The sequence below is a fragment of the Microvirga sp. GN3 genome, from assembly GCF_055792825.1.
Genome location: NZ_JBVVAK010000112.1, coordinates 1 through 26808, shown reverse-complemented (window position 1 = coordinate 26808; position 26808 = coordinate 1). Strand labels below are relative to the sequence as shown.

Sequence of the window (26808 nt, the reverse complement as noted above, 5' to 3'; positions counted from 1 at the left end):
CGCAGATCCAGCGAGTAGGACTTGGTCATCGCTCATCTCCTGCAAAGAGAGCCGAGATGAGTGAATCACGAAGCCGCTACGCCGCATAGCCCCAACGACTCCGTCAGAACTGCCGTTGCTCTAGCCTGGCCCTGATGGGCGAATCCGGAGCGGAAAGAGCACGCTCTTGCAACTGACCGCCAGGCTCGACGCCGATAGCGGTGAGATCCGGCTCCGTGCAATCCCTTGCGTCTACCAATATCGCCACGCCGCATCGTATCAGTGATTAGGGGCTGCCTGACTCACGATCAAACCCCAGTCGAACTCTTCCGTAGCGCGATCATGAAGCTCAGCGTATCTTATCGGCTTGATCCAGGTTCCTGCGAGGGACGATCACCATGACCGAGGATCGAGCCGATCGGCAGTACGAGTTTTACCCCCAGCAGTACACTCGCTTTGGAAGCGATATCTTTGCCGAGATCCGGCGCGAGGTCTATGGAGAGGACCTAGGTCAACTGGGGTGGCGGACCCTTGACGAACAGGCCCAAATCGCTGAGCTGTTCAGTCGTTCCAGCCCCTGCCACGCCCTTGATGTCGCCTGCGGATCTGGCGGGCCCTCGCTCGCACTTGTCGCCTCGACCGGCTGCACATTGACCGGCATTGACATCGAGGCCTCCGCCATTGCACAAGCGCAGCGTCTCGCATCAGAGCGCGGCCTCTCTGAAAAAACCCGCTTCCTCACACTCGATTGTCGGAACTCACTGCCCTTCGAGAATGGCTCGTTTGATGTGGTAGTCTGCATTGATGCAGTGCTTCATCTTGGGGATCGGTTCGCGATCCTAGCCGATTGGGCGCGATTGCTGCAGCCTGGTGGCCTGTTACTCTTCACCGATGCCGCCGTTCTGACGGGAGCCGTCTCCATGGACGAACTCGAAATTCGGGCGTCCCAAGGCGACTTTTTGCTTGTGCCACCAGGCCTGAATGAAACCGCAGTGGCCGCGGCCGGTCTCGTACTGCAACGCTGTGATGATCGAACTCGAGCCACCGCGGATCTTGCGACCCGGCTGCATGCGGCGCGGGAAAGGCGCTCCTCCGAGTTGGCAAAGGTGGAGGGCTTAGAATGGTTCTCGCAACGCCAGAGTTTCCTCGCGGTGACGGCTAAGTTGGCATCCAGCGGCCGATTATCGCGATTTTTCTACATAGCCGGAAAGCCTGCCATCGCACAGGTGTGAACTGTCCTCGACCAACCTCCAAATGGCATTATCACATCAACCAAGTAAAGATCAGCTTATCCGCGTTCCTTGCCTGTCTAAGAGCGCCTAACAAAACCGGAGTGAGTGCGTTGGCTTGGCATGGCCAAGCCTCTTGTTTCCAATGCTCTTTGGGCAGTGATTGAGCCGCTCCTTCCCCCTGAGCCGACCAAGCCCAGAGGTGGCCGGCCGCGGGTCGATGACCGGGCGGCGCTGGATGGTATCGTCTTTATTCTGCGCTCTGGCATCCCGTGGGAGATGCTGCCGGCCGAGATCGGCTGCTCAGGCATGACGTGCTGGCGGCGGCGCGACTGGCAGGCGGCCGGTATGTGGGCGCGCTTGCATCGCACCCTGCTGGAGCGCCTGGCGGATGCCGACCAGCTCGATTGGAGCCGGGCTTCGCTCGACTCCTCTGCCATTGCGGCCAAAAAGGGGGCACCGCGACCGGTCCGAACCCGACGGATCGCGGCAAGCCGGGCACGAAGCGCCATGTTATGGTCGACCGGACGGGTACACCGCTTGGCCTGAGCCTGAGCGGGGCTAATCGCCACGATAGCCTCATGCTCGCGCCAACCGTTGATGCCGTGCCGCCAGTGCGCCGTGGACGCGGTCGCCCGAGGCGTAGGCCGGACAAACTGCATGCCGACAAGGCTTACGACCATCGCCGCTGCCGAAGCGAATGTCGCCGGTGGTCTTGCTTCGAAAAACTGGAGAGCCTTTCATGAAGCAGGAGGATCTCCATGCCCCACACACGCTTTACGAAAGAGTTTCGGGATGAGCGCACCGGATCGCGGTAAATCCCCTTGGCTTTGATGCGCTTGCCGCGGCGGCGCTCGATGGTGTCATCCACGCCGAGGATCACCGGACCGGCCGGTGCGAAGGCATGGATCAGTAGGCCCAGCAACAGCCGGGCGGCTTCGCGTGTGCTCCACCGGGCGCGATTGAGCACGCGATGAAAGTTGACGAAGTGGCGCTCACGGCTGAGGCCGGTGATGCGCAGGAGGCTGGTCACGGTACGCTTGCCGGGCGCCAGAAGAGCCCCGGCGAGCAGGATTTCGGCATGGCGCCAGGTCCGGTGGCGAAAGAGTGGGGCAAAGGCTACAATGATCGCGGCGAAGCGGGCGGGCAGGTGCAGCATGGCGGCGTCTCTTGGCGGAAACGCTGCCAGTCTACCGCATCGTTCGCTTCGCCGCCCTTCGCTGCCAAATACCCATCAGAAATGGCCAAACTCGAGCTTAGTAGAGGCCGTTTTCCGCTGTTCTCAGCTATTCCGCGACGGGTCTAAGCTATTGAAAATGCGTGGCCCGCTCTGGACCTAAACACCGGCAAGAGCAAGTAAAAGCGTTAAGTTGACGGTGCCATGGAAGCTGTGGCCTTCGGTTGTTGCGCTGCCGGTCGGGTACCGTATCGAAATGGGCGGGAACATCGAGGAGTCGCAAAAGGCCAATGTCGCACTCGTCCAGGTCTTCCCGCTGATGATCGCGGCGATGTTGATCGTCATCATCCTGCAGGTTCGCAGTCTGTCGACGATGACGATGGTCATGTTGACGGCGCCGCTTGGCCTCGCCGGCGTGGTGCCGACATTGCTCCTGTTCAATCAACCGTTCGGCTTCAACGCGATTCTCGGCTTGATCGGGTTGGCAGGTATCCTGATGCGCAACACGCTGATCCTGACGGAGCAGATCAAGGAGAACCAGGCGGCTGGTCTCGATGACTATCACGCCGTCATCGAAGCGACCGTGCAGAGGACACGTCCTGTCATCCTGACAGCGCTCGCAGCCGTTCTCGCCTTCATACCCCTGACGCATTCGGTGTTCTGGGGATCGATGGCCTATACGCTGATTGGCGGCACGGCTGCGGGCATGGCAATGATCCTGCTCTTCCTTCCGGCGCTGTACGCAGTGTGGTTCCGGATCAAGACTCCAAAGCAAGGGAGCCACCGCGAAACGATTGTGGATGAGTCGCGATTTACCAGGGCCATGGCCGCCGAATAGGACACCTGCTGTGCAAGGGAGACGGCACAATCATATCGGCCATGCCTGCTAGAAAAACGTTGTGCCGAACCATGGCCGCCTTCATGCCGGACCCACAAACCTTATTTATCGTCGTGGCGCCAATTGCGTCCGAGAGACCCGCGCCACACGCTGCCTGCCGACTGTTAATCCCTGTCAGCTTGCCGGATTGCGCGCGGTGACGATCCACACCGCGCCGTTGATCATCACCGACCGCTCACCGGGGCAGCCCGCGAAGACGGCACGAACCGCAGCCGAGGCGCGGGCGCGGATATCGTCGGGCTGATCAGCGAGAGCGCGCGACAGCGGCCCGACCTCGAGTGTCATCTCCACCGCATCGTCAAGCGCCGCGTCCCGCGTCCCTCCCTTGCCGAACGAGATGGAGGCATCGAACGGCGCGATAGCGATATCGGTGAAGCCAGCCGCCGTCAGGATACGCGCCACCCGCCCCTGGTCGCCAAACGAGAAGGGGCCGGGCGCTTCGGGATTGGACGGCGTCATCGGCGGGACGATGTCCTTGACCGCGCCCATCGGCAAGCGCACCCAATCGTTCTCGGCCATGCCGCGCCAGCAGACGAAAGCGACCCGCGCGCCCGGCTTGAGCGCACGGCGCATATGAACGAACGCCGCCGTAGGATCGTCAAAGAACATCACTCCAAAACGCGAGAACAAGATGTCGAACGCGCCCTCGGGCAACTCGGTGCTGCTGGCGTCGGCCACCTGAAACAGGACTGGCGTATCCTGCGGCGTTCGGGCGCGCGCTCTGCCGATCAGCGGTTCGGATATGTCCACGCCTAGCACATGGCCCCCCGCGCCGACGCGGGCGGCCAGATCCAGACTAGTCGCCCCCGCGCCGCAGCCGACGTCCAGCACGCGTTCGCCCGTGCCGGGCGCGGCGGCTTTGATCGCGGCCTGGCCGAACGGCGCCATCATGGCATCGAGCCGGGCCTGGTAGGTGACCCAGCGCTCCCCGCTTTGGCCATTCCAGTCGGCGATCTGATCGGCATTTTGCTCTGCCATGCCATATCCTTGTTCTGATCCGTTCTTAACTAGGCTATCCGCCCGCGTGGTCGTTGCCACCGTGCGCGGCGATGAACATGGCGACGGCCGATCGGCAATAGGATTCGATTTCGTTGTCGTCCTCTGCTCTCGCCTCATCGAAGCGTGCGATCATCAGGAGATCGGATCCTTTGAGAAGCGCGGCAAACAAGCGAGCGGACCGGAGAGGATCAGGCACGTTCAGAACCGCCTTCGCGTGCAACTGACGCAACAGGGCCTCGATTTGGGCGATGACATGGGCGGGGCCGGCTTCGTAATGGAGCTTGCTTAACGACTTTTGATTCGTCTTGTCGGCCATGATCATGGCTTCGACACTGCGGACGTCCCGGCTCAACAGCGTGCGAAGCAGGGATGATCCCACCGCCATGAGCTGATCTTCGGCCGAACCGTCGACGCCTTCAAGAAGGGCCTGTGGTGCAAACTGATGGCAGCGGGCCGCGATGGCCGCGCTGAACAGCGCCTCCTTGTTCTCGAAGTGCCGATAGATGCTGAGCTTGGATATCTTCGCTCGCTGGGCGACCTTGTCCAATGTCGTCGCTTGAAAACCCAATTCCACAAAGAGTTCGCACGCGGCGTCGACTATCGTTTGGCCAAGCGCCTCGTTGGCGGGCCGGCCGCGCCGGCCCTGGCTAATTTCGGTCACGACAATTACAGTCCCTGACAGTATCCTAATTCTTTAATTACGATACCACACAGTGTCTAAAATGTGCAAGCCAGGCCCAGCCCAACCACAACACGGAGCCCATCACCATGGATGACGTCATCATCATCGGCGGCAGTTTTGCCGGTCTCGCCGGCGCCCTGCAGCTCGGCCGTGCCCGCCGCAAGGTCACCGTTCTCGATACCGGCCTGCCGCGCAATCGCTTCGCCGGCCACTCGCATGGTCTGCTCGGCCACGATCACAAGCCACCGCTGGACATCCTGGCCGAGGCGCGGCAGCAGCTGGCGCGCTATCCCACGGTCAAGCTGGTCAATGCCCGGGCCGACAGCATCTCCGGCACCATCGACGATTTCTCCGTCCTCACGGGTGATGGCGAAAGCCTTGTGGCGCGTCGCCTGATCCTGAGCTATGGCGTCACCGACCAGATGCCTGATGTTCCGGGCTTTGCCGAAGGCTGGGGCACGTCCATCGTGCCCTGCCCCTATTGCGACGGCTTTGAAGTCGCCGGCCAGCATTGGGGCCTCGTCTGGTCCGGCCCGCAGTCGCACAATCAGGTCAGGCTGTTCCACGATAGGACCGACAGGTTGATGGTCTTCGCCGATGGTCACGACATTCCGCCCGATATCCGGGCCGATCTGGCGCGCCGCAACATACCTGTCGTCGATGGCCGGATCACCGGGATCGCCCATCACGGGGGCCATAGCGCCACCGTCAAGCTCGATAGCGGCCCCAATGTCGCGGTCGATATCCTGTTCGCGCATCCGCGCAACAAGCCGTCCGCAAGCCTGCATGAACCACTTGGCCTCGCCACGGTCGATACGCCCGTCGGCATCGCCCTCAAGGTCGACGAGCGCCGCGAAACCAGCATGCCCGGCATCTACGCCGCCGGCGACCTCGCCAACCCCCTTACGCCGCCATCGGTCACCCTGGCATCATCGCACGGCGCGATGGCGGGTATCTTCGCCCAGCAGTCGATGCTGGTTTGAGAGCAGAATTTGCGTTCTCCGGTCCCAATTAGCCAACCCGAGCGGCGGCGCTCCAATTTAAAGCAAGAAGGGAAGTGATCCTCATGAATACGACCAGTCCTGGCGTCGCCCTGGTGACCGGCGCATCCTCCGGCATCGGTCTCGCCACCGCCAGAGCCTTGCGGAATGCCGGCTTTCGGGTGTTCGGAACCAGCCGCCGCGCCGCGTCGGAGAGATCCGACGGTATTACTATGCTGACCTGTGACGTTACCGACGATGAGTCCGTGGCGAAAGTCGTCGAGCGGGTCCTTGCCGAGGCCGGACGCATCGATCTGCTCGTCAACAATGCCGGGATGGGCCTGCTCGGCGCCGCGGAGGAGTCCTCGACGGTCCAGGCGCAGGCGCTGTTCGACGTGAATGTCTTCGGCGTTCTGCGCACGACCAGGGCGGTGCTGCCGGCCATGCGCCATCAGGGGAAAGGTAGAATCGTCAATGTGAGTTCGGTGCTGGGCTTGATCCCGGCTCCTTATTCCGCCGTTTATGCGTCGACCAAGCATGCCATCGAAGGCTATTCCGAATCGCTTGACCACGAATTTCGCACCTTTGGCATTCGCGTTGTGTTGGTCGAGCCCGCCTATACAAGGACAGCATTTGAAGAAAACCTCGCCAAGCCAGACCTTTTGCTTGACATCTATGACTCCGCGCGCGCCGGCATGAATGTGATCATGAGGAAAGCGATAGAAACCGGCGACGCCCCGGAAGTCGTCGCCAGGACGATTGTCGAAGCCGCGACCACGTTCGTTCCGAAGAGGCGCTACGCGGCGGGAAAAATGGCGCGATGGGTCAGTCTCCTGCGCCGTTTCGTCCCCGAATCGGCGTTTGACAAGAGTTTGCGGAAGCAAAACGGATTGCCGGTCTGACGATGGTGAACATTCCGCACATCGGGGCCCCCAATGCGGTCGCGGAACGGATCGCGGCATGGGCCGAGTAGCGGATCGCTCGCCCAGGCCGAAGTCAGTACCGTCTCCAAAGTCAGCCTACTCCGTAGCTTTCGCAAAAAGCCAACAAAAGTTGGAATTTTACGCCTGAGTTTTGCATCGCGCATTTCTGCGCCGCTACTCACGCGGCGATTTTGCCGAAATCAATCCGGCTGTCCAGATCGAGGTCGAACCGGCCGTAGGGATTAACGTGAGCGTAGATCAGCGGTGTGAGGCCGCGATAATCTTCCGGTGCCATACGGCAATGCCAGGCTGGTTCGGCAAGCACCGTTTGCAGCATGCGCGTGTTCACATAAACGAGTGAGGCTTGCAGAAGATGCAATGCCAGCGCCGAGACTTCTTGCTCATCGATGCGGTTGGTCGCCATTTCTCCGCCCTTGCCGAAGAAGACAAAGCCGTTGGCGCTGTTCCAGTTTTCAACGACATTGAGGCCTTCATGAATTTTGCGGCGGAATGCCTCCTGCCGCAGATAACGGCACAGAAAGATCGTCTTGACCGCACGGCCGAGTTCGCTGAGCGCCTTGTAGGTTGGGTGCATGACTTCCGCGCACGCGAAGCGGCGCAGGATTGCCTCTGGATCGGCGGTGCGCGTCTGCATGGCAGCGGCATATTTGACCATCTCGTCATATTGCTGCTCGATCTCCTCCCAGTTGATCGGATTGGAAAGGATCGGAATCAGGCTCGGCAATCTTGCCCGGAAACCCGCATCCGGTAATGCCAGCTTCTGCCGGGCAATTGCCTTTAGGCGCGGGGCGAGTTCAAAGCCCAGCAACCGGCAGAAGGCAAAGCCGACGGTGCTTTGTCCGTGGCTATCGACGTATTGACGCTGGATTTCCAGATCGGTGCAATGGCGCAAAACGCCTTCGATCATCGAGGCGACTTCGGAGGAAGAACACCGTTTGAGCTGAGAATAGACGCAGGTAGCACGCTTTTCGACATGCCAATAGATCATGACGCCGCGCCCGCCGTAGCGGGCATGCCATTCGGTCATCAGGTTGCGGTCCCAAGCCCCGAACTTCGTGGAATCAGAAGCGCAGGCCGTTCCAGCGTCACCCCAGACCGCCGCGTTGCGAATTGCAAGCGTGGCGTTGGCAACGCGAGCGCAGGCTTGCCGCAAAGCAGCCGCGTGAATGAAGCGGCGATGCACATGCAGAAGTTCCTCATAGCTGGCATCGGTGGTGGCACCTGCTACCCGCTTAAGACCGGCGTTGGTGCCGAGCCCATAAAGACAAAGCAACAGTCGCTGATCCAATGTTGCCTTGGGTAGCGTGACACGGGAGGCCGATGTTTCGAACGCATCGAGAAGCCCGGTGTCGAGGGCTGCTTCCTTCAAAACATCAAGAAGGCCAGTCATCGGCCAACGCTGACCAATCTCCGATTTATTGATCCGGCTTGGGTGATCTTGAACTACGCGGCATAGCGGAAAGATGGATGCCCAAAGTAGCTCCGGATCCGGTCGGGCAACTTGGCGAGCCGGCGCATGTGGCTGATGACGGCGCGCCTGAGGTCGTGCTTACTGCGGGCCGGCGGTTTCCGCGTCACGGCGTGCTTCAGGTCAGCGTTCAGTCCCTCGTCCGGGTTCAACTCAGGGCTATAGGATGGCAGGTAGAAGACTTCGATCTGCTCCGTGCGCTCGGCCAACCAGCCCCGCACCGCCCGGGCCCGATGGACGGGCAAGTTGTCCCAGATCAGAAACACTTTGCCATTGGCATCCTGGATCAGCCGTCCGAGAAAGCGGATCAGGCTCGGGGCCTTGACGGCACCATTGAGCACCATCCAGCGCAACTCGCCCTTGTTGGTCACAGCCGAGATCAGGCCCAGTCCCGCGCGCCTATGACAGGGGCGCACCACCGGCGTCCGGCCGCGTGGGGCAAAGCTGCGACCGCGCACATCGTCCGAGCGCAGGCCGGTCTCGTCCCCCCAGAAGATCGTGCCCTTCTCGGCTCTGGCTTGCGCCACGACGGCCGGGTAGTCCTGCCGCAGCCAGCGCCGGACGGCCTTCGGCGACTGCTCATAGGCCCGTCGGAGCGGTGTCTCGGCCGTGAAGCCCCAGCGCGCCAGATCGGTGCCGATGGTGCGCACTGCTAGCCGGACCCCACAGTGTCGCTCGATCAGCATCCGCACCGCCGCCCGGCCCCACAGGGCGAAGGGCAGACCGAGTTGGTCGGGCGTGTGCCGGCTGATCTCAGCGCGGATCTGCGCTTCCTGCCGAGGCTCGAGAAACCGCCCCGTGCCAGGAGCCGGGCCCCGCGGCCGGCTGGCCAATCCGGCTGGGCCCTGCTCGGCAAAGCGGCGGCAGATATCGAAGACGCCGGTGCGGGTCAGGCCGACCTGGGCCGCGATGGCCTCATAAGTCAGGCCGCTCTCGCGCAGTCCGATCACCTGCCGCCGACGCTCTTCTTGCGCTGCTGCCGGCAGCTTGCGCATGTCCACATGCTTCATCCCGCCCACCTGGGTCGACGGGCTTCGAATTTCAAGATCACTCAAGCCGCATCAGTAACAGTTTAGACTTGCATTCATTGGTTATTAACCAAGCTCCTCACCATGACCACGTGTGGGTATCGATGAAGGTCAGGTATTGACCTAGAGTGTCGGTGGAGCTGGGTTGCGCCAACGATATCCCTTGCCCCTCCGATCCATGAAACACATTCTCTCTGCGCAACAGCGCTTGAGAACTTCATCGGGCGCTTGACAGGCAGAAGCGCTGGCCAGACATTCGCTCGATGGCCCAGCCCGGCTTTAACATATGGCACCTCTATGAAGATCGACATTGACCAGCTGACTGAGGCCGAGCTGATCGATCTCAACCACCGCATCGTCGAGCGCCTGCGCTTTCTCGACCAGATGCGAGCTCACGTGGAGATGCTGGAGTTCAAGATTGGTGACCGGGTCAGCTTCCAGCCTCCCGGCCAGGGTCCACTTGAGGGCATGCTGACGCGCTACAATAAGAAGACGGTATCGGTGATCACCGACACCGGGCAGAGGTGGAATGTCTCCCCCACCCTCCTTAGCAGGGTCAAGCCAACCAAGGGAACCAACACGGCTGGATCCAACGTGGTCCTGCTGAATAAGCGCTAACGCGATTATTGCCTCGGGCGTGGTTGGACGAAGAAACGTTCGGCCGGCTTCATAACCGAGCGCCTTCGCTATGCCAGGATCGGCGCGGCTGTTCCAAAGGACGAAGAACGGTCCACGACCTGGTCTCACAGCCGGCGTAGTGCGGCGCACCTGTCCGTCCAATCTTCACCTGTGTGATCGCCTATTGAAAGTTCTCAACACAAACGAAAAAGCCCCGGAGTGCTCCGGGGCTTTCAGTGGGATGGTGAGAGCAGGACTTAGAAGTCCATGCCGCCCATGCCGCCGCCCATGCCACCACCCGGCATCGCCGGAGCGGATTCCTTCTTCGGAGCCTCAGCGACCATGGCTTCGGTGGTGACGAGCAGACCGGCGACCGACGCGGCGTCCTGAAGGGCCGTGCGCACGACCTTCGCCGGGTCGACGATGCCGGCCTGAACCAGGTCGACGAACTCCTCGGCCTGCGCATCAAACCCGAAGGTCTCGGATTGTGCATTGTCGGTGATCTTGCCGACCACGATCGAGCCTTCGACGCCAGCATTCTCGGCGATCTGGCGGATCGGAGCCTCAAGGGCACGCAGCACGATGTTGATGCCGGCCTTCACGTCCGGGTTGTCGCTTTTCAGCTTGGCGACCGCCGCCTTGGCGCGCAGCAGAGCGGTGCCGCCGCCGGGAACGATGCCTTCCTCGACCGCCGCCTTGGTGGCATGCAGCGCGTCGTCGACACGGTCCTTCTTCTCCTTGACTTCGATCTCGGTCGCGCCGCCGACGCGGATCACCGCGACGCCGCCGGCGAGCTTGGCGAGGCGCTCCTGGAGCTTCTCACGGTCGTAGTCCGAGGTGGTCTCCTCGATCTGCGCCTTGATCTGACCGACGCGGGCCTCGATGTCGGCCTTCTGGCCAGCGCCGTCGATGATCGTGGTGTTCTCCTTCTCAACCCGCACGGTCTTGGCGCGACCCAGCATATCGAGGGTGACGTTCTCGAGCTTGATGCCGAGGTCCTCCGAGATGGTCTGGCCGGCGGTCAGGATCGCAATGTCCTCGAGCATGGCCTTGCGGCGATCACCGAAGCCGGGCGCCTTCACGGCAGCGATCTTGAGGCCGCCCCGCAGCTTGTTCACGACCAGCGTTGCCAGAGCCTCACCCTCGATGTCCTCCGCCACAATCAGCAGCGGCTTGCTGGTCTGCACCACCGCCTCGAGGATCGGCAGCAGCGCCTGCAGCGAGGAGAGCTTCTTCTCGTGGATGAGGATGTAGGGATCCTCGAGCTCCGCGATCATCTTCTCGGCGTTGGTGATGAAGTACGGTGAGAGATAGCCGCGGTCGAACTGCATGCCCTCGACCACATCCAGTTCCGTGGCCGCGGTCTTGGCTTCCTCGACGGTGATGACACCCTCGTTGCCGACCTTCTGCATGGCTTCCGCCAGCATGCGCCCCACCTCGGCATCGCCGTTGGCCGAGATGGTGCCGATCTGGGCGATCTCCTCAGATGAAGCCACCTTCTTGGCGCGGGCCTGGATGTCCTTCACGGCCTCGGCGGTGGCCAGATCAATGCCGCGCTTGAGGTCCATCGGGTTCATGCCGGCAGCCACGGCCTTGGCGCCCTCACGGACGATGGCCTGGGCAAGAACCGTCGCCGTGGTGGTGCCGTCCCCCGCCACCGTGCTGGTTTTGCTTGCCACTTCGCGCACCATCTGGGCGCCCATGTTCTCGAACTTGTCGGAAAGCTCGATCTCCTTGGCGACGGTGACGCCGTCCTTGGTGATGCGCGGAGCCCCGAAGCTCTTCTCGAGCACCACGTTGCGGCCCTTGGGGCCCAGCGTGACCTTCACCGCATTGGCGAGGATATCGACGCCGCGCAGCATGCGATCGCGAGCATCAGAAGAGAATTTTACGTCTTTGGCAGCCATGGACTAACCTCCTGTGGTTTTTTATCAATTCTGGGCTGAGCTGCTTCAAGCGGCCTTCTGCGCTTCAGCGGTCTGCTCAATCACGCCCATGATGTCAGATTCCTTCATGATCAGGAGATCCTGGCCATCGATACGCACCTCGGTGCCGGACCACTTGCCGAAGAGCACGCGGTCGCCGGCCTTCACGTCGAGGGCGACGACCTTGCCGCTCTCGTCACGGGCGCCGGGGCCGACGGCGACGACTTCGCCCTCTTGCGGCTTTTCCTTGGCGGTGTCCGGGATGATGATGCCGCCGGCCGTCTTCTCTTCGGCTTCGATGCGGCGGACGACAACACGGTCGTGCAGCGGACGGAACTTCATGGGGATGCCTCCTCGTTCTTGGAATTGGGGGCACTCGTCTGCGCCGAGCAGCATGGTTAGCACTCGGCACGTGAGAGTGCTAACAGGAGATAATCATGTCGCAAGCAGGGCGCAAGCTCTTCCCTTTATAGAGGCTGATCTTGTATAGAGGCTGATCTTGGGCGAACCGTAACCGTATAAGAGGCGTTGAACCTCTGAGGCGCTTAATCCGCCTCAGCAGCGAGGTTCAGCATGTTGAGTTTCCAAAGCCTCGAAGGGGTCTGTGAGAGCAAAAGCATCACTCTTGTTGTGCATCCAGCTATACGGCGAGCGCTAAAGGGATATGAGGAGAGCTTCTACATTGGCTTACGCTGTTTTCTGAAGGGCGAGACAGACGGGCTTTACTTTTTGCCTCTAGAGAGCGGCGGTTATGAGCGGCTGCAATTTTCACAGCGCCGGTCCCCGGGAGGGCACCCAATCTTGAGGGTTGACCCTGTCACAACAGAGGGCCTCCAACGGATCAAAGGAGACTGAACGCCATACGTCTCAGAAGTTACGTGTAAGGCATCTTCTTAGCTTAAACCTCATCTTCCGGCAGCCGGCATAAAGGAGACCGCGCTGTATCACCGGGCCTGAGACGCCCGCCCTGCCCACGCGCAATCGCGGCAGGGCCTGTGAATACCCGGCGCCTTGCACTTCGCGTCATCCCGCGGTCAGGGAGCAGACCGCCGCAAAACTCGAGTAAGGCGTTGCGAGAATGCCTTGGCATCAGCCGGGAGCTCGCCGTCCAGAATGCGCGCCTCATCCAAGAGCAGATGTGCCACGTCGTCCCGTAGGTTCTGCTCGTCATCACCGAGGCTCGCCAGGGCAACGATCAGGTCGTGGCGCGGGTTGATCTCGAGAATAGGCTTGGTGGCCGATGGCAATTGCCCCGCTCTCGCCAGCAAACGCTCCAGCTGGCGATCCATGCCACTTTCAGGTGCAACCAAGCAAACAGCGCTTTCGGTGAGCCGTTCGGAAGCACGGACATCGGAGACCGCCCCGCCGAGCGTGGCCTTGAGAGTGGCGATGAAGCTCGTAACTGTTTCTGGAGCGTCCACTTCGGAGCCACCCTCCCCTTCAACGAGAGGTATTAGTGTCAGGTCCGCTGCACCTTGGGTGACTGACTTGAACGACTTGCCATCAAAATCGATGGGCGCGGTGACCCAGAAGCTATCAACCTGGTCCGGCAGCAGCAGCACCTCGATGCCACGCGCCCGGAAGCCTTCGAGCTGGGGCGAGGTTTCGAGCCGTGCGAGATCCGTCCCTGTGACGTAGTAGATAGCCGTCTGGTTCTCCTTGAGGGAGCCTATATAATCCTTGAGCGAGCACCATGCGCCACCGGAGGCGGTGGTCTTGAAGCGGGCCAAGTCTAGCAGCGTCTGGCGCCGCTCGAAATCGTCGTAGAGCCCTTCCTTCAGCACCGGACCGAAGATCTCCCAGACCTTGATGTAGGTCTCAGCATCGCTCTGGGCGAGCTTCTCAAGCTCGCTGAGCACGCGGCTGGTCACGCCTTTCTTGATGGCAGCGAGAAGCGGGCTCTCCTGGATCATCTCGCGCGAGACGTTGAGCGGCAGGTCGGCCGAGTCGACCAGTCCGCGCACGAAACGCAGGTAGCGAGGCAGGATCTCGGCTTCATCGGTGATGAAGACCCGCTTCACGTAAAGCTTCATCCGCCCGTGGCGGTCGGGATCGAACAGGTCGAACGGGGTGGAGCCCGGCACGAAGGCCAGGGCGGTGTATTCGTGACGGCCCTCGGCCCGGAAATGCACCGTCAGGGCTGGCTCGTCGAACTGGCCGGCCACGCTGCGGTAGAAGTCGGTGTAGTCCTCCGGCGTGATCTCAGAGCGCGGCTTCACCCAAAGCGCTGCCCCGTCGGCGACCTCCTGCGACTCCGCTCCGGGCTTCTCGACAAGGGAGATCGGCACCGGAACATGGCCCGACTGCTCCTTGACAATGCGCTCGAGCCGGTAGCGCTCCGTGTAGGAGGCGGCGTCCTCCATTAGGTGCAGGGTGACCCGGGTGCCACGGAGCGGCGCGTTGCCAATGTCAGTGGTGCCGATCGTATAGGAGCCCTTACCGTCGGAGGACCAAAGGGCGGCCTCGTCGCTGCCGGCCCGGCGTGAGATGACATCGACCTGGTCGGCCACCATGAAGGCCGAGTAGAAGCCAACGCCGAACTGCCCGATGAGTTGGGCCCCTTCCCCGCCTTGGGCCGCCTGGATCCGGTCCATGAAGGCTTTGGTGCCCGAGCGGGCGATGGTGCCGAGCGCCTCGACCATCTCGTCCCGGCTCATGCCGATGCCGTTGTCCTCGATCGTTAGGCGGCGGTTTTCGGCATCGATCAGCAGCGTGATCCGGGCCTTGGGATCATCGCCGAACAGGGCAGGGTGGGAAATCGCCTCGTAGCGCAACTTCTCGCAGGCATCAGCCGCATTGGAGATCAACTCGCGCAGGAAGACGTCCTTGTCGGAATAGACCGAGTGCACCATCAGGTGCAGCAGCTTAGCGACGTCGGCCTCGAAGGTGTAGCTTTCGGAGGCGGTGGCTTCTGCAATCGTCATGGCTTCAGGCGTCCTTATCTGTGCTCGCGGTCGGCCAGATGGGAGGAAATAGCCAAGATTTCAAGTCACAAGAGACATCTGTTCAGGACGTGATCCAAGGCGCTTCAGGAAATACGGCCCCAGCGCTCCGACCGGAGTCAAAACAAATAGCTGTTGGAAATGCGGCATACGGGCAACCGTATCGGGAGTTCGAATCTCCCACTCTCCGCCATATCTTTGGGTTAATCGTCTGATAAACTTAAGATAATTTTCGAAGCCTGAGATCTGGCCCCAACATTGGCCCCAACAACGAAGCACGGCTCCGCTTCTAGCTATAGTCATGCGCTTTGTTAGACGAGTAGTCCGTTTGCGGCTTATAAGCGGGCCTGCGAGCCAGCCCGAGGGCTATCTCGCGCTCTTCCCGTCAACGGCCGCCCCGGGGCCGCGAGTGCCTTCTACCCACGCAGCGCTGAAAGGCAGCTAGATCGCTGCACAGGGACACGCCTCGGCAGAGGCGGTGGCAGGAGCTCCTCGCGCAGAAAGTTGAGCCCCGCTCCGACGATTAGCCCAGTCAACAGGGTCGTGGCCGGTGCCGCCTCGTCCACCACTCGACCGAGCGCACGTTGACGAGATAGGTCGTTAACGGCATTGGGTGGGCTTGCGCCGTCCCCTAGGTCCAGGCTCCATTCATGACTGCAAAGACCAGCCCTCATGCTGACCTTGTTCGCCCAAGCCGGGATGGGGACCAGTTTCACTACGCCTGGGCCGCTCGGCGCACCCTGGCGATGCTGCTCCCCACCTCGGAAGTCGTCGCAGTCACGATCGAGGGTGTGGCAGCGGGTGAGGACGATGACGTCGAGGCCGGCCTCGACGTCATCGACGTGGCCGAGTACCGCGGCAGCACTGACCTCGCGTCGGCGCGCGTCACCTACCTGCAACTGAAGCATTCGACCCGCCAAGCCAACAGTCCGTGGCAGGTAAGCGGCCTTAAGCGGACCCTTACGAAGTTCGGGGAACGCTATGTCGAGCTGGTCGCCCGCTTTGGTCGCGAGGACGTCGCCAAGCGATTCTTCTTCGCCTTTGAGACCAACCGGCCGATTGCCGAGGCGGTTACGGACGCGATTGTTGCGATCATGGCCGGCGCGGACGATACCATCCTTGTTGAGGCTACGGGGCTGAGTGGCTCCGATCTGCGCGGCTTCGTCGCTCAACTTACCCTCAATGCCCGAACGCCCGACTACCTAGAGCAACGTCGGCTGCTCGGCGCCGATTTGTCGGCCTATCTCCCGGACAACGACAAGGACGCCCCACTTCAGCTGAAGGATCTGGTGACGCGCAAGGCCACTTCGGAGTTCGCCAGCAACCCCTCGATCACCTCGCATGACGTACTACACGCGATAGGAGCGAGCGAGCTGGACCTGTACCCGGCTAAATCGCTCATTGAGAGGCCGGGCGGGCTGGTGGATCGCGAGCAGATGCCGGATATCGTCGCCGCAATCGTTGCCCAGCGCGCGCCTATTATCATCCAGGCCGAGGGTGGTGTAGGCAAGTCGATGCTGGCCACGCGCATCGGCGACGGCCTTCCTGTGGGTAGCGTGACGCTCGTCTATGACTGTTTCGGCAACGGCGCCTATCGTAGTCTAAGCGGTCACCGGCACCGGCCGAGGGACGGTCTGGTCCAGCTCGCCAACGAGCTGGCGAGTCAGGCGCTATGCGACCCGCTGATCCCGACAACCAAGGCGGACACCAAGGCCTATGCCCGCGCGTTCGGAGCGCGGCTGGAGCAGTCGAGCGCGTCACTACGAGAGCGCAACCCTTTGGCGTTGCTCTGCCTAGTAATCGATGCAGCGGACAATGCCGAGACGGCGGCGCGCGAGGCGCATGATGGCCCCAGCTTCGCCCGAACGCTGTTGCGCGAGCCGCTGCCGGATAATGTACGCCTCGTATTGACCGCGCGCGCGCACCGGGTTGCCTTGCTTGATCCTCCGCCCACGGCCCAGCGCATTGACCTGTTGCCTTTCTCGTTGAGTGAGACGGCGGCGAACTTGCGTACTACGTACCCGGACGCCTCGTCTCGCGACGTCCAGGAGTTCCACAGGCTCACATCGTCGAACCCCCGGGTGCAGGCGACCGCGCTGGCCGGAGCCGTGAGCCTGGAATCGGTTCTGGCCGGGTTAGGCCCCGAGCCGCTGACGGTGCAAGACACCATTGCCCGGCTGCTCGAGGCTGCAGTCGCCAAGGTCCGCGACGAGACGCCGGAGATTGAGCAAGCTCAATTCGACCGAGTCTGTGAGGCACTCGCCACGCTGCGGCCCTTCGTGCCGTTGGCGCTCGTCGCTCGCACAGCGGACGTGCCGGTAAGCTTGGTGACCAGCCTCGCCAACGACCTGGGCCGACCGCTCCTCGTCCGCGACAGCTCGGTGCAGTTCAGGGACGAATCGACGGAAACATGGTTCCGCGAGCGCTTCCGGCCTTCTGCGGCAAGCTTGGGCGACTTCGTCGCGCGTCTGCTTCCGCTGGCGGCATCGAGCGCCTATGTCGCTGCGACCTTGCCGCAGCTTATGCTTGAGGCGGAACAGTTTGACGCTTTAGTGCGGCTGTCTCTAGAGGGAGGCGCGCTGCCCCAGAACGATGCGGTCGCGCGCCGGGACGTGGAGCTGCAGCGGCTCCGCTTCGCGCTGCAGGCGGCGCTGCGCGATCGCCAGTATGAGGCCGCCGCGAAATTGTCGCTCAAGGCTGGCGGAGAGGTTGCGGCCGGTGAACGTCAACGGCAGCTGATTAGCGCTAATACCGACCTCAGCGGCCATTTCTTCGATGTCGAGCGGATGGCCGAACAGGTTGGCCGCCGCCAGATCGAAGGAGGCCATTGGACGGGTTCAGAGCACGCCTATGAGGCGGCGTTCCTGTCCGGGTCCTCGACGCTCGCAGGCGATGCGCGCAGTCGGTTGCGCATTGCGTATGGATGGCTCGACCATTGGATCCGTTCACCTCGAGACGAGGACAAGGACGAACTTGTCGACGTCGCCGACATCGCTGAGCTCGCATTGGCGGAGTTGAACCTGCACGGGGCCCAGGCGAGTGCCTGGCAGCTACGCCGGTGGAAGCCGCGTCATGTCGCCTTCACGGCTGGGCGGATTCTCGTGGCGCGGCTGGTCGACGCCGCTCGCTTCGATGATGTAGACGCGTTGGCATGGGCAGCCGGCAACGACATCGGGCTGCTGCTCGCGATCGGCCTGGAACTGTCGGCCGTGGGCCGCAGCCCACCCACTCCCGTTGTGCAGCGCGCGGTCGCTCTCGTGGCGAGCCGCCACCTGAAGCTTGAGGCGCCGGACGACTGGAAGGGCGGCGACACCTTGATCGCCTCGCTGACGGCGCTGGTGACCGCCGCTGCAGCAAGCAGACTGGTGCCCCGCCGTACGCTGGCGGATATCATGCGCCGCTACCTGCCCGCTCGCCCATCGCGTTCGCTTGGCGGCCAGCACGCCAATTACGACGGCGCGCGTGCCGGCCTCATACGGGCCTATGCCCTACAAGCGGCTCTGCGGGGGCGCCCCTTGCTGCTCGACCATCTCGCCACTCTCGGGATCCGCAAGGCCTTGGTTAGCAAGCATCGTCACGACGCCGATGCTGAACGCTTTCGCGAGGACGTGGGCGCATTGCTGCCGTGGGCGAGGCTCTGGGCAGCGGTGACGCTGGGCCGCGTCAGTCCTGCCAACGTGGGGCAACTGTTGGCAGAGACGGCCGCCGAATCCGCCAAGGCCCAGGGCATATCGTATCGCGAGGAGTCGGCCACCGCGGACGAGGTGGCCGCTTGGTGGGGTGGGATCATCCTGACTACCGGGACGGGCGCTCGGGAGTGGGCTGCCTTCGACGCGTGGCGGAGTAAGCTGCGGCAACCGCTCCGCATTTCTACGCTGCTCGCCCTCGCTCATCGAGCGGCCCGTTCGGCCGGAGAGGAAGGACGCGCCCTGGATCTAGCTCGCGAGGCATTCGACCTTGCTGTCCGCGAGCGTGAGGACGCCGAGCAGAAGACCGAGACTTTGGTTCGCCTCGCCCGCGTCGTGCTGCCAGCGAGCTTGCCCGAAGCGCGGGCCTATTTCGAGGAAGCCGTCGTCGCCTCGGGAAAGATTGGCTCGGAGAATTTGGTGCGTTGGCATGCCATGCTGAATCTGGGCGAGGCGGCCGCGCGTGGTGGTTGCGATGACCCGGAAACGGCCTACCGCTTTGCGCGAGCCGCCGAGTTGACCTATGCCTTCGTCGCGCGGGACAAGCATTTTGATTGGGAGCACACAGTTGAGACGCTAGCCGACCTGTCGCCCCCTTCAGCCCTCTCAATCCTCAGCCGCTGGCTCGATCGCCGCTTTGGGCGCGAGTCGAGGCTGCTACCGAAGATTGTCGACCGCCTTGTAACGCGCGGTCAGCTCGACGCGAGAACCGCGCTGGCGCTGCTGCCGTTCCAGTGCAGGTGGAAGCCGGACAGGCTGCTGGAAGATTGTCTATCCGTGGAGCGCGACGCCCGCCGCCGTGTAGTCGCGGCTCAGCACCTTATCCGATACCAGCGCTTCTCCACCGATGTTGAACAGCTGCGCAGGGTCGACGCTCTCCTACAGGCGAGCGGCATCGACCTACCCGAAGCCGCGGAGGCGCTTGTTCGGGCGGAGTTGGCCGAGGCGAACCGGCCGCGCGACCGAGCCGAGCAGTGGACGCCGCTGCCGAGAGACAACCCGTTCGACTGGAACGGCATCTTCGCCGGGCTGTCTCTCACCTCCGGCCCGGACCTGCTCACGGCACACGTTCGCTTTCGGTCAGGAGATCCCCCCTTTGACTCGGACGAGTTCAATCGCCAGGCGATCTCACGCGTTCGCGCCGGCGACGAGGCCGCGTTCCTTGACGCTCTCAGTGAGAGCCGATCGATCGACTTACTCGACGTACGTGCGCTGCTGGAGGCTCTGCCTACAGCCTGGAAGCAGCGGGTCTCGGTTCGTCCGGCCATGCAACGCCTGCTCCGGGCAGTGTGCCGTAGGGACGCGGCGCGAGTGTCCGCCGACCGTTATTACCAGTGGCTGCCGTGGACGCTTGCGTTTGAGTTTAGCGGGCTGACGGCACGAGAGCTGATGGGAGAGGCAATCTACGCCATCGCTGATACGGTTGTCCCAGACGATGCGGCCGGCCTGTTCAGGTTGGTGGGTATCCTGTCGCATCAGCTGAGCGACGGGGAGGCCCTAGCGGCGCTGCAGTACGGGCTCGACCTCTTCGAGCCCTCGCTGGAGCCGACCGACGGCGATGGTGCATGGTCGCCGCAGCTGCAGCCCCCGGGCGATGTCGAGGCGGCGGTGGCCGGGTTTGTGTGGGCTGCGCTAGGGGCTCCCGAGTCGGAGCGTCGGTGGGAGGCCGCCCACGCCGTGCGCGCCCTGTGCCTATTGCGTCGCGACACCGTGCTGCAAGCCTTGGTCGCTCATGCGGAAACGGGGGTGGCGGGCGCCTTTGCCGACGCGGGTCTCAGGTTCTATGACCAACACGCCCTACTGTGGCTGCTGATTGCGCTAGCGCGCGCTGCAAACGAGAGCGGTCCCGTCGTGGTGGCTCACATCGATTTCCTGCGCCACCATGCCCGACGCGACCAACCACACGTTCTCCAGCGCGGCTTCGCCGCTCGCGCCATGCTGTCTCTTGCTCGGCAGGGCTTGCTTGAACTCACCGAGAGCCAAGCGGACGAGCTGCGTACGATCAACGCGTCGCGCCTTCCGCCGCTCACTAAGGAGGCGTCCCGCCCGACCGAGTCTAGTCGGCCTTATGACGAGACGCGCTTCTCCTTCGGGATCGACATCGGGCCATACTGGCTGGCGCCGCTCGGCAGAGTCTTTGGAGTGGGACAGAACCGCGTCGAGGACGAGGCGGAGAGGGTCATCCGAGAAGATTGGGGGTTGGCCGACAGTGGCCGGTGGGACCGGGACGCGCGCGCTACCCGCCGTTATTTCGAGCATAGCGCCTTGCGGCATTCGCACGGCACCACTCCCAAGGTCGATGACCTGCAATTCTACCTTTCGTTTCATGCGTTGATGACAGTGGCCGGTAAGCTGCTGGAAGCGGAGCCGGCGCGCGCCGAGGGCGACGATAGTAGCTGGTACAGCTTCTCGGGATGGCTGCTCAGCCATGACCTGAGCCGCCGCGATGGCTTGTGGCTCGCCGACCGCCGCGACCCGACGCCTGCCGATATGATCTCATGGCCTATGGTCGCTGACGCAGACTGGCCTGCCTCGGCCGACGCTGATGAGGCGTTTCGCCTGCTGACGCTGCCCGACGGCCTGGTGGCGGTCTCGGGGTATTGGACCAGCTATGCCGGCAAGCGCAAACAAGTGGTCAGCGTCAGCAGTGGGCTCGCATCGCGCGATCGGTCAGAGGCGCTGGTACGTGCGCTGCGAACCGCGAACGACCCTACCGATTTCAAAATTCCCGAATTCGAGGATGACCTTGAGATCGATGAGCCACCCTATGTGCTCAAGGGCTGGGTGCGCGATGGTACCGACGGGCGCGGCCTCGATGAGTACGACCCTTGGGCCGCCAACATTAGTGCTCACGCGCTTGCACCGGCCGACCCGTTCGTGCGCGACCTAAGTCTGCGGGCCGAGGTCGGCGAGTGCCGCTGGTGCGATACGAACGGAGTTCCACAGCTGCTCTCGCAAACTTGGAGCGATGGCGTCGATGACGAGGAAGAGAACCGCAACGGCGGCGGTCGTCGGCTTGTCGCGACTCCAGGCTGCCTAGAGGCGCTCATGCGCTTGACCGGCCTTGATCTCGTGGTGGAAATCAGCCTGGAGCGCAGGCTGATCCGGTCACGTTACGAACTCGAGGAGGGCGAAGTTGCCCACAAAGTCACAGAAATCATCCTACTCCGCCCGGACCGCGAACCATGGCGATTTGCCTTCAATCATTGAGCTCGGCCAGGCGCTGGTCGCCGAGCTCGGGCTTGCCGAGTCCACTGATACGCTGGGCCGCTGGATGGCGCATTATGTGGCCGAACTAATTAACGCAGCACGCACGGCTCCACCGGACGCACGCGAAGTCGCGGAACGCCGGTGCGCCTCGGCTATTCTCGAGTTGTGGGATCACCGCGCCGGCTTGTCGGGCGGGCGGCTACCGATGGATCTTGGTCCCATTGTCACGGTGCTCAACCATCTCGATCCTATGGCCCCGCAGCCTGTCTACTTCCGCACACTGTGGCGGGAGGTGGCGCAGGACGCCGAGCAGGGCACGATGGCTGAGCCTGCCAGGGGGTGGTTGCGGATCGCCGAGCAGGTGGACCGCGCTGCTCGCATGGCCATTCTCTTTGCGGTGGGCAAGGCTGCCGAGGCGGAGACTGACCGCGCCAAGCCCTGGGTTGCGCTCGCAGAAGCAGCTGGTACCGATGGCACTCCCGACATCCAGCTGATCAAGCGATTAATCGTGATTGCAGAATACGGGCAGCCCGAGAGTGCTGCTGAGATCGAGGACCTAAGGTACAGGCTGGCCCGCCTAGCCGAGTTCCGAAGGGCTGCCGAGACGATCGAAACGGAATGGCAGGCGCAGCTGGACGCGGCCATGACGAGCAATGCGGCCTCGCCCGCACGAGATTGATTCAGCGGAACCCCGTTGATCGGCGCCGCGCCGAGACCCCGCGTCTGCGTTCGGACCAGACACTTGGGGCGCCAAACGGCATCCAGGCGTCGATCCGATCCAAGCGGGAGCGGACCGTTCCAGCATCCGGGTTAGGTAGCGACGATCCCCAGCCTCCAGGAACGTCCGCTGTTTCTGCCCTAAACCGACCTTCGGCTTACTTCCGCTTTGTGCCAGTTGCTGACATTCGCGCTTTGCCCAGTTTCGGACCTTCTCAGGCGGGGACCGGTGACTTTGGTCCAGGTTCATCTGCCCCAGTTTATACCACGTCAGGCGAAGAATATCGCAGTCTCCCTACCGATACCCGCGACCACAGGAAGCTCACCTGCTTCCATCATCTCTGCGGCCTTAGCATATCCTCCACCCATTCCGTCGAGGAAATGCAGATGCAAATCCGGCCTGCCGGACGGTACAAGACAGGTCATGAGTGCATGAGACTGGCGGTGCAGTCCGAAGTTGATCTCGCCACGCGCCTTTGCCGCAACAAGTATGGCTTCAGCGGTGTCGATTTGTTCGGAGGTGCAGTCGAGCGTCAGACGCAAGGCATCGTCGTATTTGCGAAAGTCCGAGTTCGCGGCGACCCCTGACCAACTTTTCGGATCAAGATACGTCTCGTCGTTCTCAGGAATGGCCATGTCCACTGGAACAGGATGAGATTGGCGCGGCCCAGCGTCGAAAATGGCAAGCACACGCTTGCCAAGCGCAGCAAAGACTTCTGGGCTGGTATGATCATGAGGCTCTACCAGCAGCGATAAAATCTCGCCCTGCTGGCTCGGAATGGGGGTCCAGTCACACGTAAGCCCAGTCAGGTCCGGCGTGGTCGTGTGCTGATCCGGCTCTACCAGATATCGCCCACTCTTCATTTGCTGCTCCGCCCATTTCAGCCCTCCCCCGGCGAACATCGCATAGGTTGCTTTTTCCGAGGCTGCATATCGGGCAATTCTCACGTCACGTCCCCGGGCACGTATCTCACTCACAGGCAGCAGCCCAACTCGAAGAGCGAGATCAAGGTTGGTTCTTGCAAAGCTCGCAACCTGTCGGAGCACCGAGGTCGCGACCATGATGCCCTGTGGCGGCAACGCAAATGCAGCCCCATCGCCACGAAACACAAACGGGAAATCGAACGTACCCCACGCATTGCCAAGAGCGGCAATTACAGAGGCACCTGCGTAGTTGACGTCTCTATAGCGCCCCGCTCCGATGGCTAGGGTCGAGTCAATGACGTCCGTGATCCCGATGAGCCAATCATCGGGCAAGGGCTCAAAGATGGAAGGGTCGAGCACCGACGAGAACTCACTATATGCTTGGGGAGGGTGTGCAGGGCTGTTGACCATTGAGGGTTCTCCAGATCAGCGTGCAACAGCAAACGTGGCGTCACGCCTTGCCGATGGGGTGCAGGTCTCCAATGCGCCTCGTCCGAGGGAGCCGGGCCAGCCGATAAGGCAGGCCCGGCCGATCCGGTTCAGAGCAGGTTGGTCTCGACATTGATGTTGCCGTGCGTCGCCTTCGAGTACGGGCAGATCTCGTGCGCTGCATCGACCAGCGTCTGCGCAACCTCGTGGTCGACACCCGGCAGGCTGACGTTGAGGCGTGCACGCAGGAAGTAGGAGCCGCTGTCGAGGACCAGGTCGATCTCGGCGTCAACCGCCGGTGCGGTCGGGAGGGTGATCTTCCTTTGAGCGGCGGCATGCTCGAGCGCGCCCATGTAGCAGGCCGACCAGGCGGCACCGAAGAGGTTTTCGGCGGCTGGGTGCGGCTGTGACAGCTTGAGGTCGAGGAGGCCGTCGCTGCTGCGCGTCCCGCCGTCGCGGCCGCTCGTGTTGTGGGTCTTTCCAGTGAAGAGAACCTTGGCAGTCATAGCAAAATCCTTTGTGAGTGAATTATATTGTATCCGCTTAATTCGGATGCGATTGAAATACTCCTTGGAAAATCCTATGTCAAGCACTTCCGATTTAATCGGATGCGATTTATATAGAAGCCGAACAGCAAAGGCCTAGAAATACCCATGTCCAAGACACGAACAGCGAAGACCCCAGACCAGCCTGGATCCCGTTCCCCGAAGGCCAATGGCGAAGGCCAGAAGCTTGCGAATTATCTGTGCTTCGCGATCTACTCCGCGAATCTGGCCTTTGGCCGTGCGTACAAGCCGGTCCTGGATAAGCTTGGCCTGACGTACACCCAGTACATCGCTATGGTGGCGCTCTCCGAGGAGGAGAACCAGACCGTCGGGGCGCTCGGCGAGAAGATGTTCCTCGAATCCAACACGCTGACGCCCATCCTCAAGAAACTTGAGTCGATCGGCTACATCCGACGTCAACGCGACTCCGCCGACGAACGGCAGGTGCGGGTGAGCCTGACGCCCGCCGGTCGCCGACTGCTTGAAACGGATCCCGGCGCGTCGCTGACCGAGGCGACCGGGCTTGGAGAGGACTTTCCCGCGGCGCAGAAGACCGTGACGACGATACGCGACAACCTCCTGCGCGCCACGCAGGCTGAACCAGGTGCAGAGAAATAAGCCGCCCGCAGGTGCCAGCTTAGCCGGCGCATCATCAGCGGGCCTCACTCAGGGGACGCGAAGCCGGAGCCTCGCAGGGTAAGGCCTGCGGGAGGTAGAAGGCACGGAGCCACTGCGATCCCTCTAGCTCCACTCGGAGAACCTCAGGGCAGTTCGGGATGAGGGTGGAGCAACCTCGGTAAGAGCGTCCCTCGCCTTACAGCCGGCCCATGACTTATCACGGCCATTCGCGGCGTCGTGATCGACAAACATCGGGCACACCCCAGAGGCGCCGCTTGCTCGCCAAGCCCCCGAGGAATACGCTACTAACTTAATCAATGTCCCTGCGTTGGACTTGGGCTCCCCGGCGAGCCACTTTTCATCGACAGCTTTGCCGACGTCGCTCCTGAACCGAGTAGTTATGTTACTCGCAGGAGGAGGACCCGATCGCAAGAGCCGCAGCCTCCATCGACATTTAGGAAAGGTCTAGGAAGGCCGCACTGCGGTCGTTCGTGTACACAACGCCAGCAGTCTTGCGGTTGTCCGTCCGCCGATCCCGCGGCGCCGAGGCCAAGGCCAAGCGCGACCAACGCAACTCCCGACTCTTCACTTCATGAAACACCGTCGGTCACTGGGCGAAGGCGCACCGCCGCCAGTTCTACTGCCTCCCCAAGCGCCAGAATACCGCAGGGTTTACAATCCTGTCTCTCGGGTGATCGCCTGATGTTTGGTCATTCGCGGAAAGGTCTGGATCGGGTCAAAGAGTGACGAACAGCAAATGAAAGGAAGGTCCGCTCAACGCTTCATGAGCAGACCAAGCGATTCTTCCGAGAGGTGCCAGGGCCTGACGTTGCCTTTTAGTGGCTTCCTGCGCGAGTGATCCTCTGGATTAACGGGACGCTTACTCGCCTGCCGGATAGTGCCGGTCTACATACGGCAAAGGAGAGGCCATGAGTGACGTCGTTGGAATCCCGGGCAATCGGATCCGCTCGTTCGTGGAGCGCATCGAGCAGATTGAGAACGAGATCAAGGAGTTGAATGAGGCCAAGAAAGAAGTCTTCTCCGAGGCCAAGGGCGAGGGTTTTGACGTGAAGATCCTCAAGGAGATCATCAAGCTGCGCAAGCAGGATCAGGACGAGCGCGACGAGCACGACAGCCTGCTCGACGTCTACATGCGGGCGATGGATGAAGCAGGCCCGGCCCCTGTCGCTGAGGCGGCCTAATCGCGCCTTGAAGATTTCGGATGACGAGAAGGCCGCCGACCAAGGCGGCCTTCTTTCTCATGGAATGCAGAGCCGCCCGACCGATCATCTGGTCGGCTAATCGCCGCTCGCTGCTGATTTCTTGCGCGAGGAGGACCGCCTGCCGCCCTTCTGGCTGGCGCCTTGGCCGCGGTCCTCGCCTGATGAACCGCTAAGGGCGCTCGTCACGACCTCCCCTGCGGCTCCGATGGCAGCCGCGGCGACCTCCAGCGGAGCGGCGACAATCTCGGCCCCGAGGCTTCCGGCGGCTGACACCGCATCCCGGGCTTCCTGCTTTGCGCTGCCCTGTCCCTGCTCGCCGCTCTGCGGCTTCTCGAGCACGTTCGCGACCGCCCTGAGGGCCTCCGCCATCACCGCGCGAGCCTGCGGCGAGGTGAGCGTTGTCTCCAGGGTCGAGAGCCAGGCCATCGGGTCCAGCAAGCCGCCCTGCGCCCGCGAGCGGGAGGCGGAGTGGGCCTGCGTCGTGGACCGTGACCTCGACGTGCCGGAGGTCGAGCGAGCCGCCGTGCGCGATCCTGCGGAGGAGCGGGATGGCGCGGGAACAGCCTGGGACTTGGTCGCAGACCGGG

General features: G+C 62.5%; 19 protein-coding genes and 3 pseudogenes. 10 read left to right on the top strand and 12 right to left on the bottom strand.

Features of this window, described 5'->3' with window-relative positions:
* The first annotated feature begins 377 nt into the window (after positions 1–377).
* Both ACS5Q1_RS34360 and ACS5Q1_RS34355 read left to right on the top strand, forming a co-directional pair.
* Entirely contained in the window at positions 378–1211 is an 834-nt protein-coding gene (locus ACS5Q1_RS34360; protein ID WP_473102433.1) for an SAM-dependent methyltransferase, read from the top strand.
* A gap of 120 nt (positions 1212–1331) precedes the next feature.
* A pseudogene (locus ACS5Q1_RS34355) lies at positions 1332–1915 on the top strand (IS5 family transposase); the annotation flags it as partial.
* On the opposite strand, the gene ACS5Q1_RS34350 reads toward ACS5Q1_RS34355, so the two are convergent.
* Positions 1882–2367 carry a transposase gene (locus ACS5Q1_RS34350; protein WP_473102432.1) on the bottom strand — a complete coding sequence of 162 codons (486 nt, stop codon included), beginning with the start codon at positions 2365–2367 and terminating at the stop codon, positions 1882–1884. The pseudogene ACS5Q1_RS34355 and the gene ACS5Q1_RS34350 sit on opposite strands and share 34 nt — an antisense overlap.
* Before the next feature lie 229 nt (positions 2368–2596).
* Between ACS5Q1_RS34350 and ACS5Q1_RS34345 the strand changes: the two are divergent.
* Positions 2597–3223 (top strand): annotated as a pseudogene (locus tag ACS5Q1_RS34345) (efflux RND transporter permease subunit); the annotation flags it as partial.
* Here ACS5Q1_RS34345 and ACS5Q1_RS34340 read toward each other — a convergent pair.
* The 3 genes from ACS5Q1_RS34340 to ACS5Q1_RS34330 are packed head-to-tail and all read right to left on the bottom strand — an operon-like array spanning position 3198 to position 4943.
* Positions 3198–3431 (bottom strand): thiolase family protein, encoded by a 234-nt coding sequence (locus ACS5Q1_RS34340; RefSeq protein ID WP_473102431.1) that lies wholly within the window; start codon positions 3429–3431, stop codon positions 3198–3200. The pseudogene ACS5Q1_RS34345 and the gene ACS5Q1_RS34340 overlap by 26 nt on opposite strands.
* Positions 3398–4261: a class I SAM-dependent methyltransferase gene (locus ACS5Q1_RS34335; RefSeq protein WP_473102430.1), complete on the bottom strand. Its 864-nt coding sequence runs from the start codon at positions 4259–4261 to the stop codon at positions 3398–3400. Before ACS5Q1_RS34335 ends, ACS5Q1_RS34340 begins: the two co-directional genes overlap by 34 nt.
* A 34-nt stretch (positions 4262–4295) precedes the next feature.
* Positions 4296–4943, bottom strand: coding sequence for a TetR/AcrR family transcriptional regulator (locus ACS5Q1_RS34330; protein ID WP_473102429.1), 648 nt, complete (start codon positions 4941–4943; stop codon positions 4296–4298).
* A 107-nt stretch (positions 4944–5050) separates the two neighbouring features.
* Between ACS5Q1_RS34330 and ACS5Q1_RS34325 the strand changes: the two genes are divergently transcribed.
* Entirely contained in the window at positions 5051–5947 is an 897-nt protein-coding gene (locus ACS5Q1_RS34325; RefSeq protein WP_473102428.1) for an NAD(P)/FAD-dependent oxidoreductase, read from the top strand.
* Positions 5948–6030: 83 nt separating this feature from the next.
* Positions 6031–6846 carry an oxidoreductase gene (locus ACS5Q1_RS34320; protein ID WP_473102427.1) on the top strand — a complete coding sequence of 272 codons (816 nt, stop codon included), beginning with the start codon at positions 6031–6033 and terminating at the stop codon, positions 6844–6846.
* A gap of 199 nt (positions 6847–7045) precedes the next feature.
* On the opposite strand, the pseudogene ACS5Q1_RS34315 reads toward ACS5Q1_RS34320, so the two are convergent.
* Both ACS5Q1_RS34315 and ACS5Q1_RS34310 read right to left on the bottom strand, forming a co-directional pair.
* Positions 7046–8305: pseudogene (locus tag ACS5Q1_RS34315) on the bottom strand (transposase); the annotation flags it as partial.
* 26 nt (positions 8306–8331) lie between these two features.
* Complete coding sequence (locus ACS5Q1_RS34310; protein ID WP_473102426.1) at positions 8332–9366, bottom strand: IS630 family transposase; 1035 nt, start codon at positions 9364–9366, stop codon at positions 8332–8334.
* A gap of 315 nt (positions 9367–9681) precedes the next feature.
* Between ACS5Q1_RS34310 and ACS5Q1_RS34305 the strand changes: the two genes are divergently transcribed.
* Positions 9682–10002 carry a hypothetical protein gene (locus ACS5Q1_RS34305; protein WP_473102425.1) on the top strand — a complete coding sequence of 107 codons (321 nt, stop codon included), beginning with the start codon at positions 9682–9684 and terminating at the stop codon, positions 10000–10002.
* Positions 10003–10259: 257 nt separating this feature from the next.
* Here ACS5Q1_RS34305 and groL read toward each other — a convergent pair whose 3' ends face one another.
* The 3 genes from groL to htpG form a co-directional block, all read right to left on the bottom strand.
* On the bottom strand, positions 10260–11909 hold the full coding sequence (gene groL / locus ACS5Q1_RS34300; protein ID WP_473102424.1) for a chaperonin GroEL: 1650 nt from the start codon (positions 11907–11909) through the stop codon (positions 10260–10262).
* Positions 11910–11954: 45 nt separating this feature from the next.
* The gene (gene groES / locus ACS5Q1_RS34295; RefSeq protein WP_473102423.1) at positions 11955–12269 is read right to left on the bottom strand and encodes a co-chaperone GroES; all 315 of its coding nucleotides are present in this window, start codon (positions 12267–12269) and stop codon (positions 11955–11957) included.
* A 692-nt stretch (positions 12270–12961) separates the two neighbouring features.
* Positions 12962–14851, bottom strand: a complete 1890-nt coding sequence (gene htpG / locus ACS5Q1_RS34290) for a molecular chaperone HtpG (RefSeq protein ID WP_473102422.1) — start codon at positions 14849–14851, stop codon at positions 12962–12964.
* A 668-nt stretch (positions 14852–15519) separates the two neighbouring features.
* Between htpG and ACS5Q1_RS34285 the strand changes: the two genes are divergently transcribed.
* Both ACS5Q1_RS34285 and ACS5Q1_RS34280 read left to right on the top strand, forming a co-directional pair.
* Positions 15520–21765: a hypothetical protein gene (locus ACS5Q1_RS34285; protein WP_473102421.1), complete on the top strand. Its 6246-nt coding sequence runs from the start codon at positions 15520–15522 to the stop codon at positions 21763–21765.
* Complete coding sequence (locus tag ACS5Q1_RS34280) at positions 21749–22444, top strand: hypothetical protein (protein WP_473102420.1); 696 nt, start codon at positions 21749–21751, stop codon at positions 22442–22444. The genes ACS5Q1_RS34285 and ACS5Q1_RS34280 overlap by 17 nt, the downstream gene beginning before the upstream one ends.
* Positions 22445–22752: 308 nt before the next feature.
* On the opposite strand, the gene ACS5Q1_RS34275 is transcribed toward ACS5Q1_RS34280, so the two are convergent.
* Positions 22753–23817: a DUF3095 family protein gene (locus ACS5Q1_RS34275; protein WP_473102419.1), complete on the bottom strand. Its 1065-nt coding sequence runs from the start codon at positions 23815–23817 to the stop codon at positions 22753–22755.
* Between the two features lie 128 nt (positions 23818–23945).
* Positions 23946–24341 carry an Ohr family peroxiredoxin gene (locus tag ACS5Q1_RS34270; RefSeq protein ID WP_404292862.1) on the bottom strand — a complete coding sequence of 132 codons (396 nt, stop codon included), beginning with the start codon at positions 24339–24341 and terminating at the stop codon, positions 23946–23948.
* A gap of 147 nt (positions 24342–24488) precedes the next feature.
* Between ACS5Q1_RS34270 and ACS5Q1_RS34265 the strand changes: the two genes are divergently transcribed.
* Both ACS5Q1_RS34265 and ACS5Q1_RS34260 read left to right on the top strand, forming a co-directional pair.
* Complete coding sequence (locus ACS5Q1_RS34265) at positions 24489–24998, top strand: MarR family winged helix-turn-helix transcriptional regulator (RefSeq protein ID WP_473102418.1); 510 nt, start codon at positions 24489–24491, stop codon at positions 24996–24998.
* A gap of 929 nt (positions 24999–25927) precedes the next feature.
* Positions 25928–26200: a DUF2312 domain-containing protein gene (locus tag ACS5Q1_RS34260; RefSeq protein WP_203441360.1), complete on the top strand. Its 273-nt coding sequence runs from the start codon at positions 25928–25930 to the stop codon at positions 26198–26200.
* Positions 26201–26296: 96 nt separating this feature from the next.
* On the opposite strand, the gene ACS5Q1_RS34255 is transcribed toward ACS5Q1_RS34260, so the two are convergent.
* Positions 26297–26808 (bottom strand): hypothetical protein (locus tag ACS5Q1_RS34255; RefSeq protein ID WP_473102417.1); only part of this gene is annotated, 512 nt, incomplete at its 5' end.

Excerpts from the sequence above, each read along its gene's own strand:
- ACS5Q1_RS34320 (WP_473102427.1), top strand. The coding sequence starts at position 6,031 with ATGAATACGACCAGTCCTGGCGTCGCCCTGGTGACCGGCGCATCCTCC.
- groES (WP_473102423.1), bottom strand. The coding sequence starts at position 12,269 with ATGAAGTTCCGTCCGCTGCACGACCGTGTTGTCGTCCGCCGCATCGAA.
- ACS5Q1_RS34335 (WP_473102430.1), bottom strand. The coding sequence starts at position 4,261 with ATGGCAGAGCAAAATGCCGATCAGATCGCCGACTGGAATGGCCAAAGC.
- ACS5Q1_RS34310 (WP_473102426.1), bottom strand. The coding sequence starts at position 9,366 with ATGAAGCATGTGGACATGCGCAAGCTGCCGGCAGCAGCGCAAGAAGAG.
- ACS5Q1_RS34285 (WP_473102421.1), top strand. The coding sequence starts at position 15,520 with ATGACTGCAAAGACCAGCCCTCATGCTGACCTTGTTCGCCCAAGCCGG.
- ACS5Q1_RS34305 (WP_473102425.1), top strand. The coding sequence starts at position 9,682 with ATGAAGATCGACATTGACCAGCTGACTGAGGCCGAGCTGATCGATCTC.
- ACS5Q1_RS34260 (WP_203441360.1), top strand. The coding sequence starts at position 25,928 with ATGAGTGACGTCGTTGGAATCCCGGGCAATCGGATCCGCTCGTTCGTG.
- ACS5Q1_RS34360 (WP_473102433.1), top strand. The coding sequence starts at position 378 with ATGACCGAGGATCGAGCCGATCGGCAGTACGAGTTTTACCCCCAGCAG.
- htpG (WP_473102422.1), bottom strand. The coding sequence starts at position 14,851 with ATGACGATTGCAGAAGCCACCGCCTCCGAAAGCTACACCTTCGAGGCC.
- ACS5Q1_RS34325 (WP_473102428.1), top strand. The coding sequence starts at position 5,051 with ATGGATGACGTCATCATCATCGGCGGCAGTTTTGCCGGTCTCGCCGGC.
- ACS5Q1_RS34350 (WP_473102432.1), bottom strand. The coding sequence starts at position 2,367 with ATGCTGCACCTGCCCGCCCGCTTCGCCGCGATCATTGTAGCCTTTGCC.
- groL (WP_473102424.1), bottom strand. The coding sequence starts at position 11,909 with ATGGCTGCCAAAGACGTAAAATTCTCTTCTGATGCTCGCGATCGCATG.
- ACS5Q1_RS34275 (WP_473102419.1), bottom strand. The coding sequence starts at position 23,817 with ATGGTCAACAGCCCTGCACACCCTCCCCAAGCATATAGTGAGTTCTCG.
- ACS5Q1_RS34265 (WP_473102418.1), top strand. The coding sequence starts at position 24,489 with ATGTCCAAGACACGAACAGCGAAGACCCCAGACCAGCCTGGATCCCGT.
- ACS5Q1_RS34270 (WP_404292862.1), bottom strand. The coding sequence starts at position 24,341 with ATGACTGCCAAGGTTCTCTTCACTGGAAAGACCCACAACACGAGCGGC.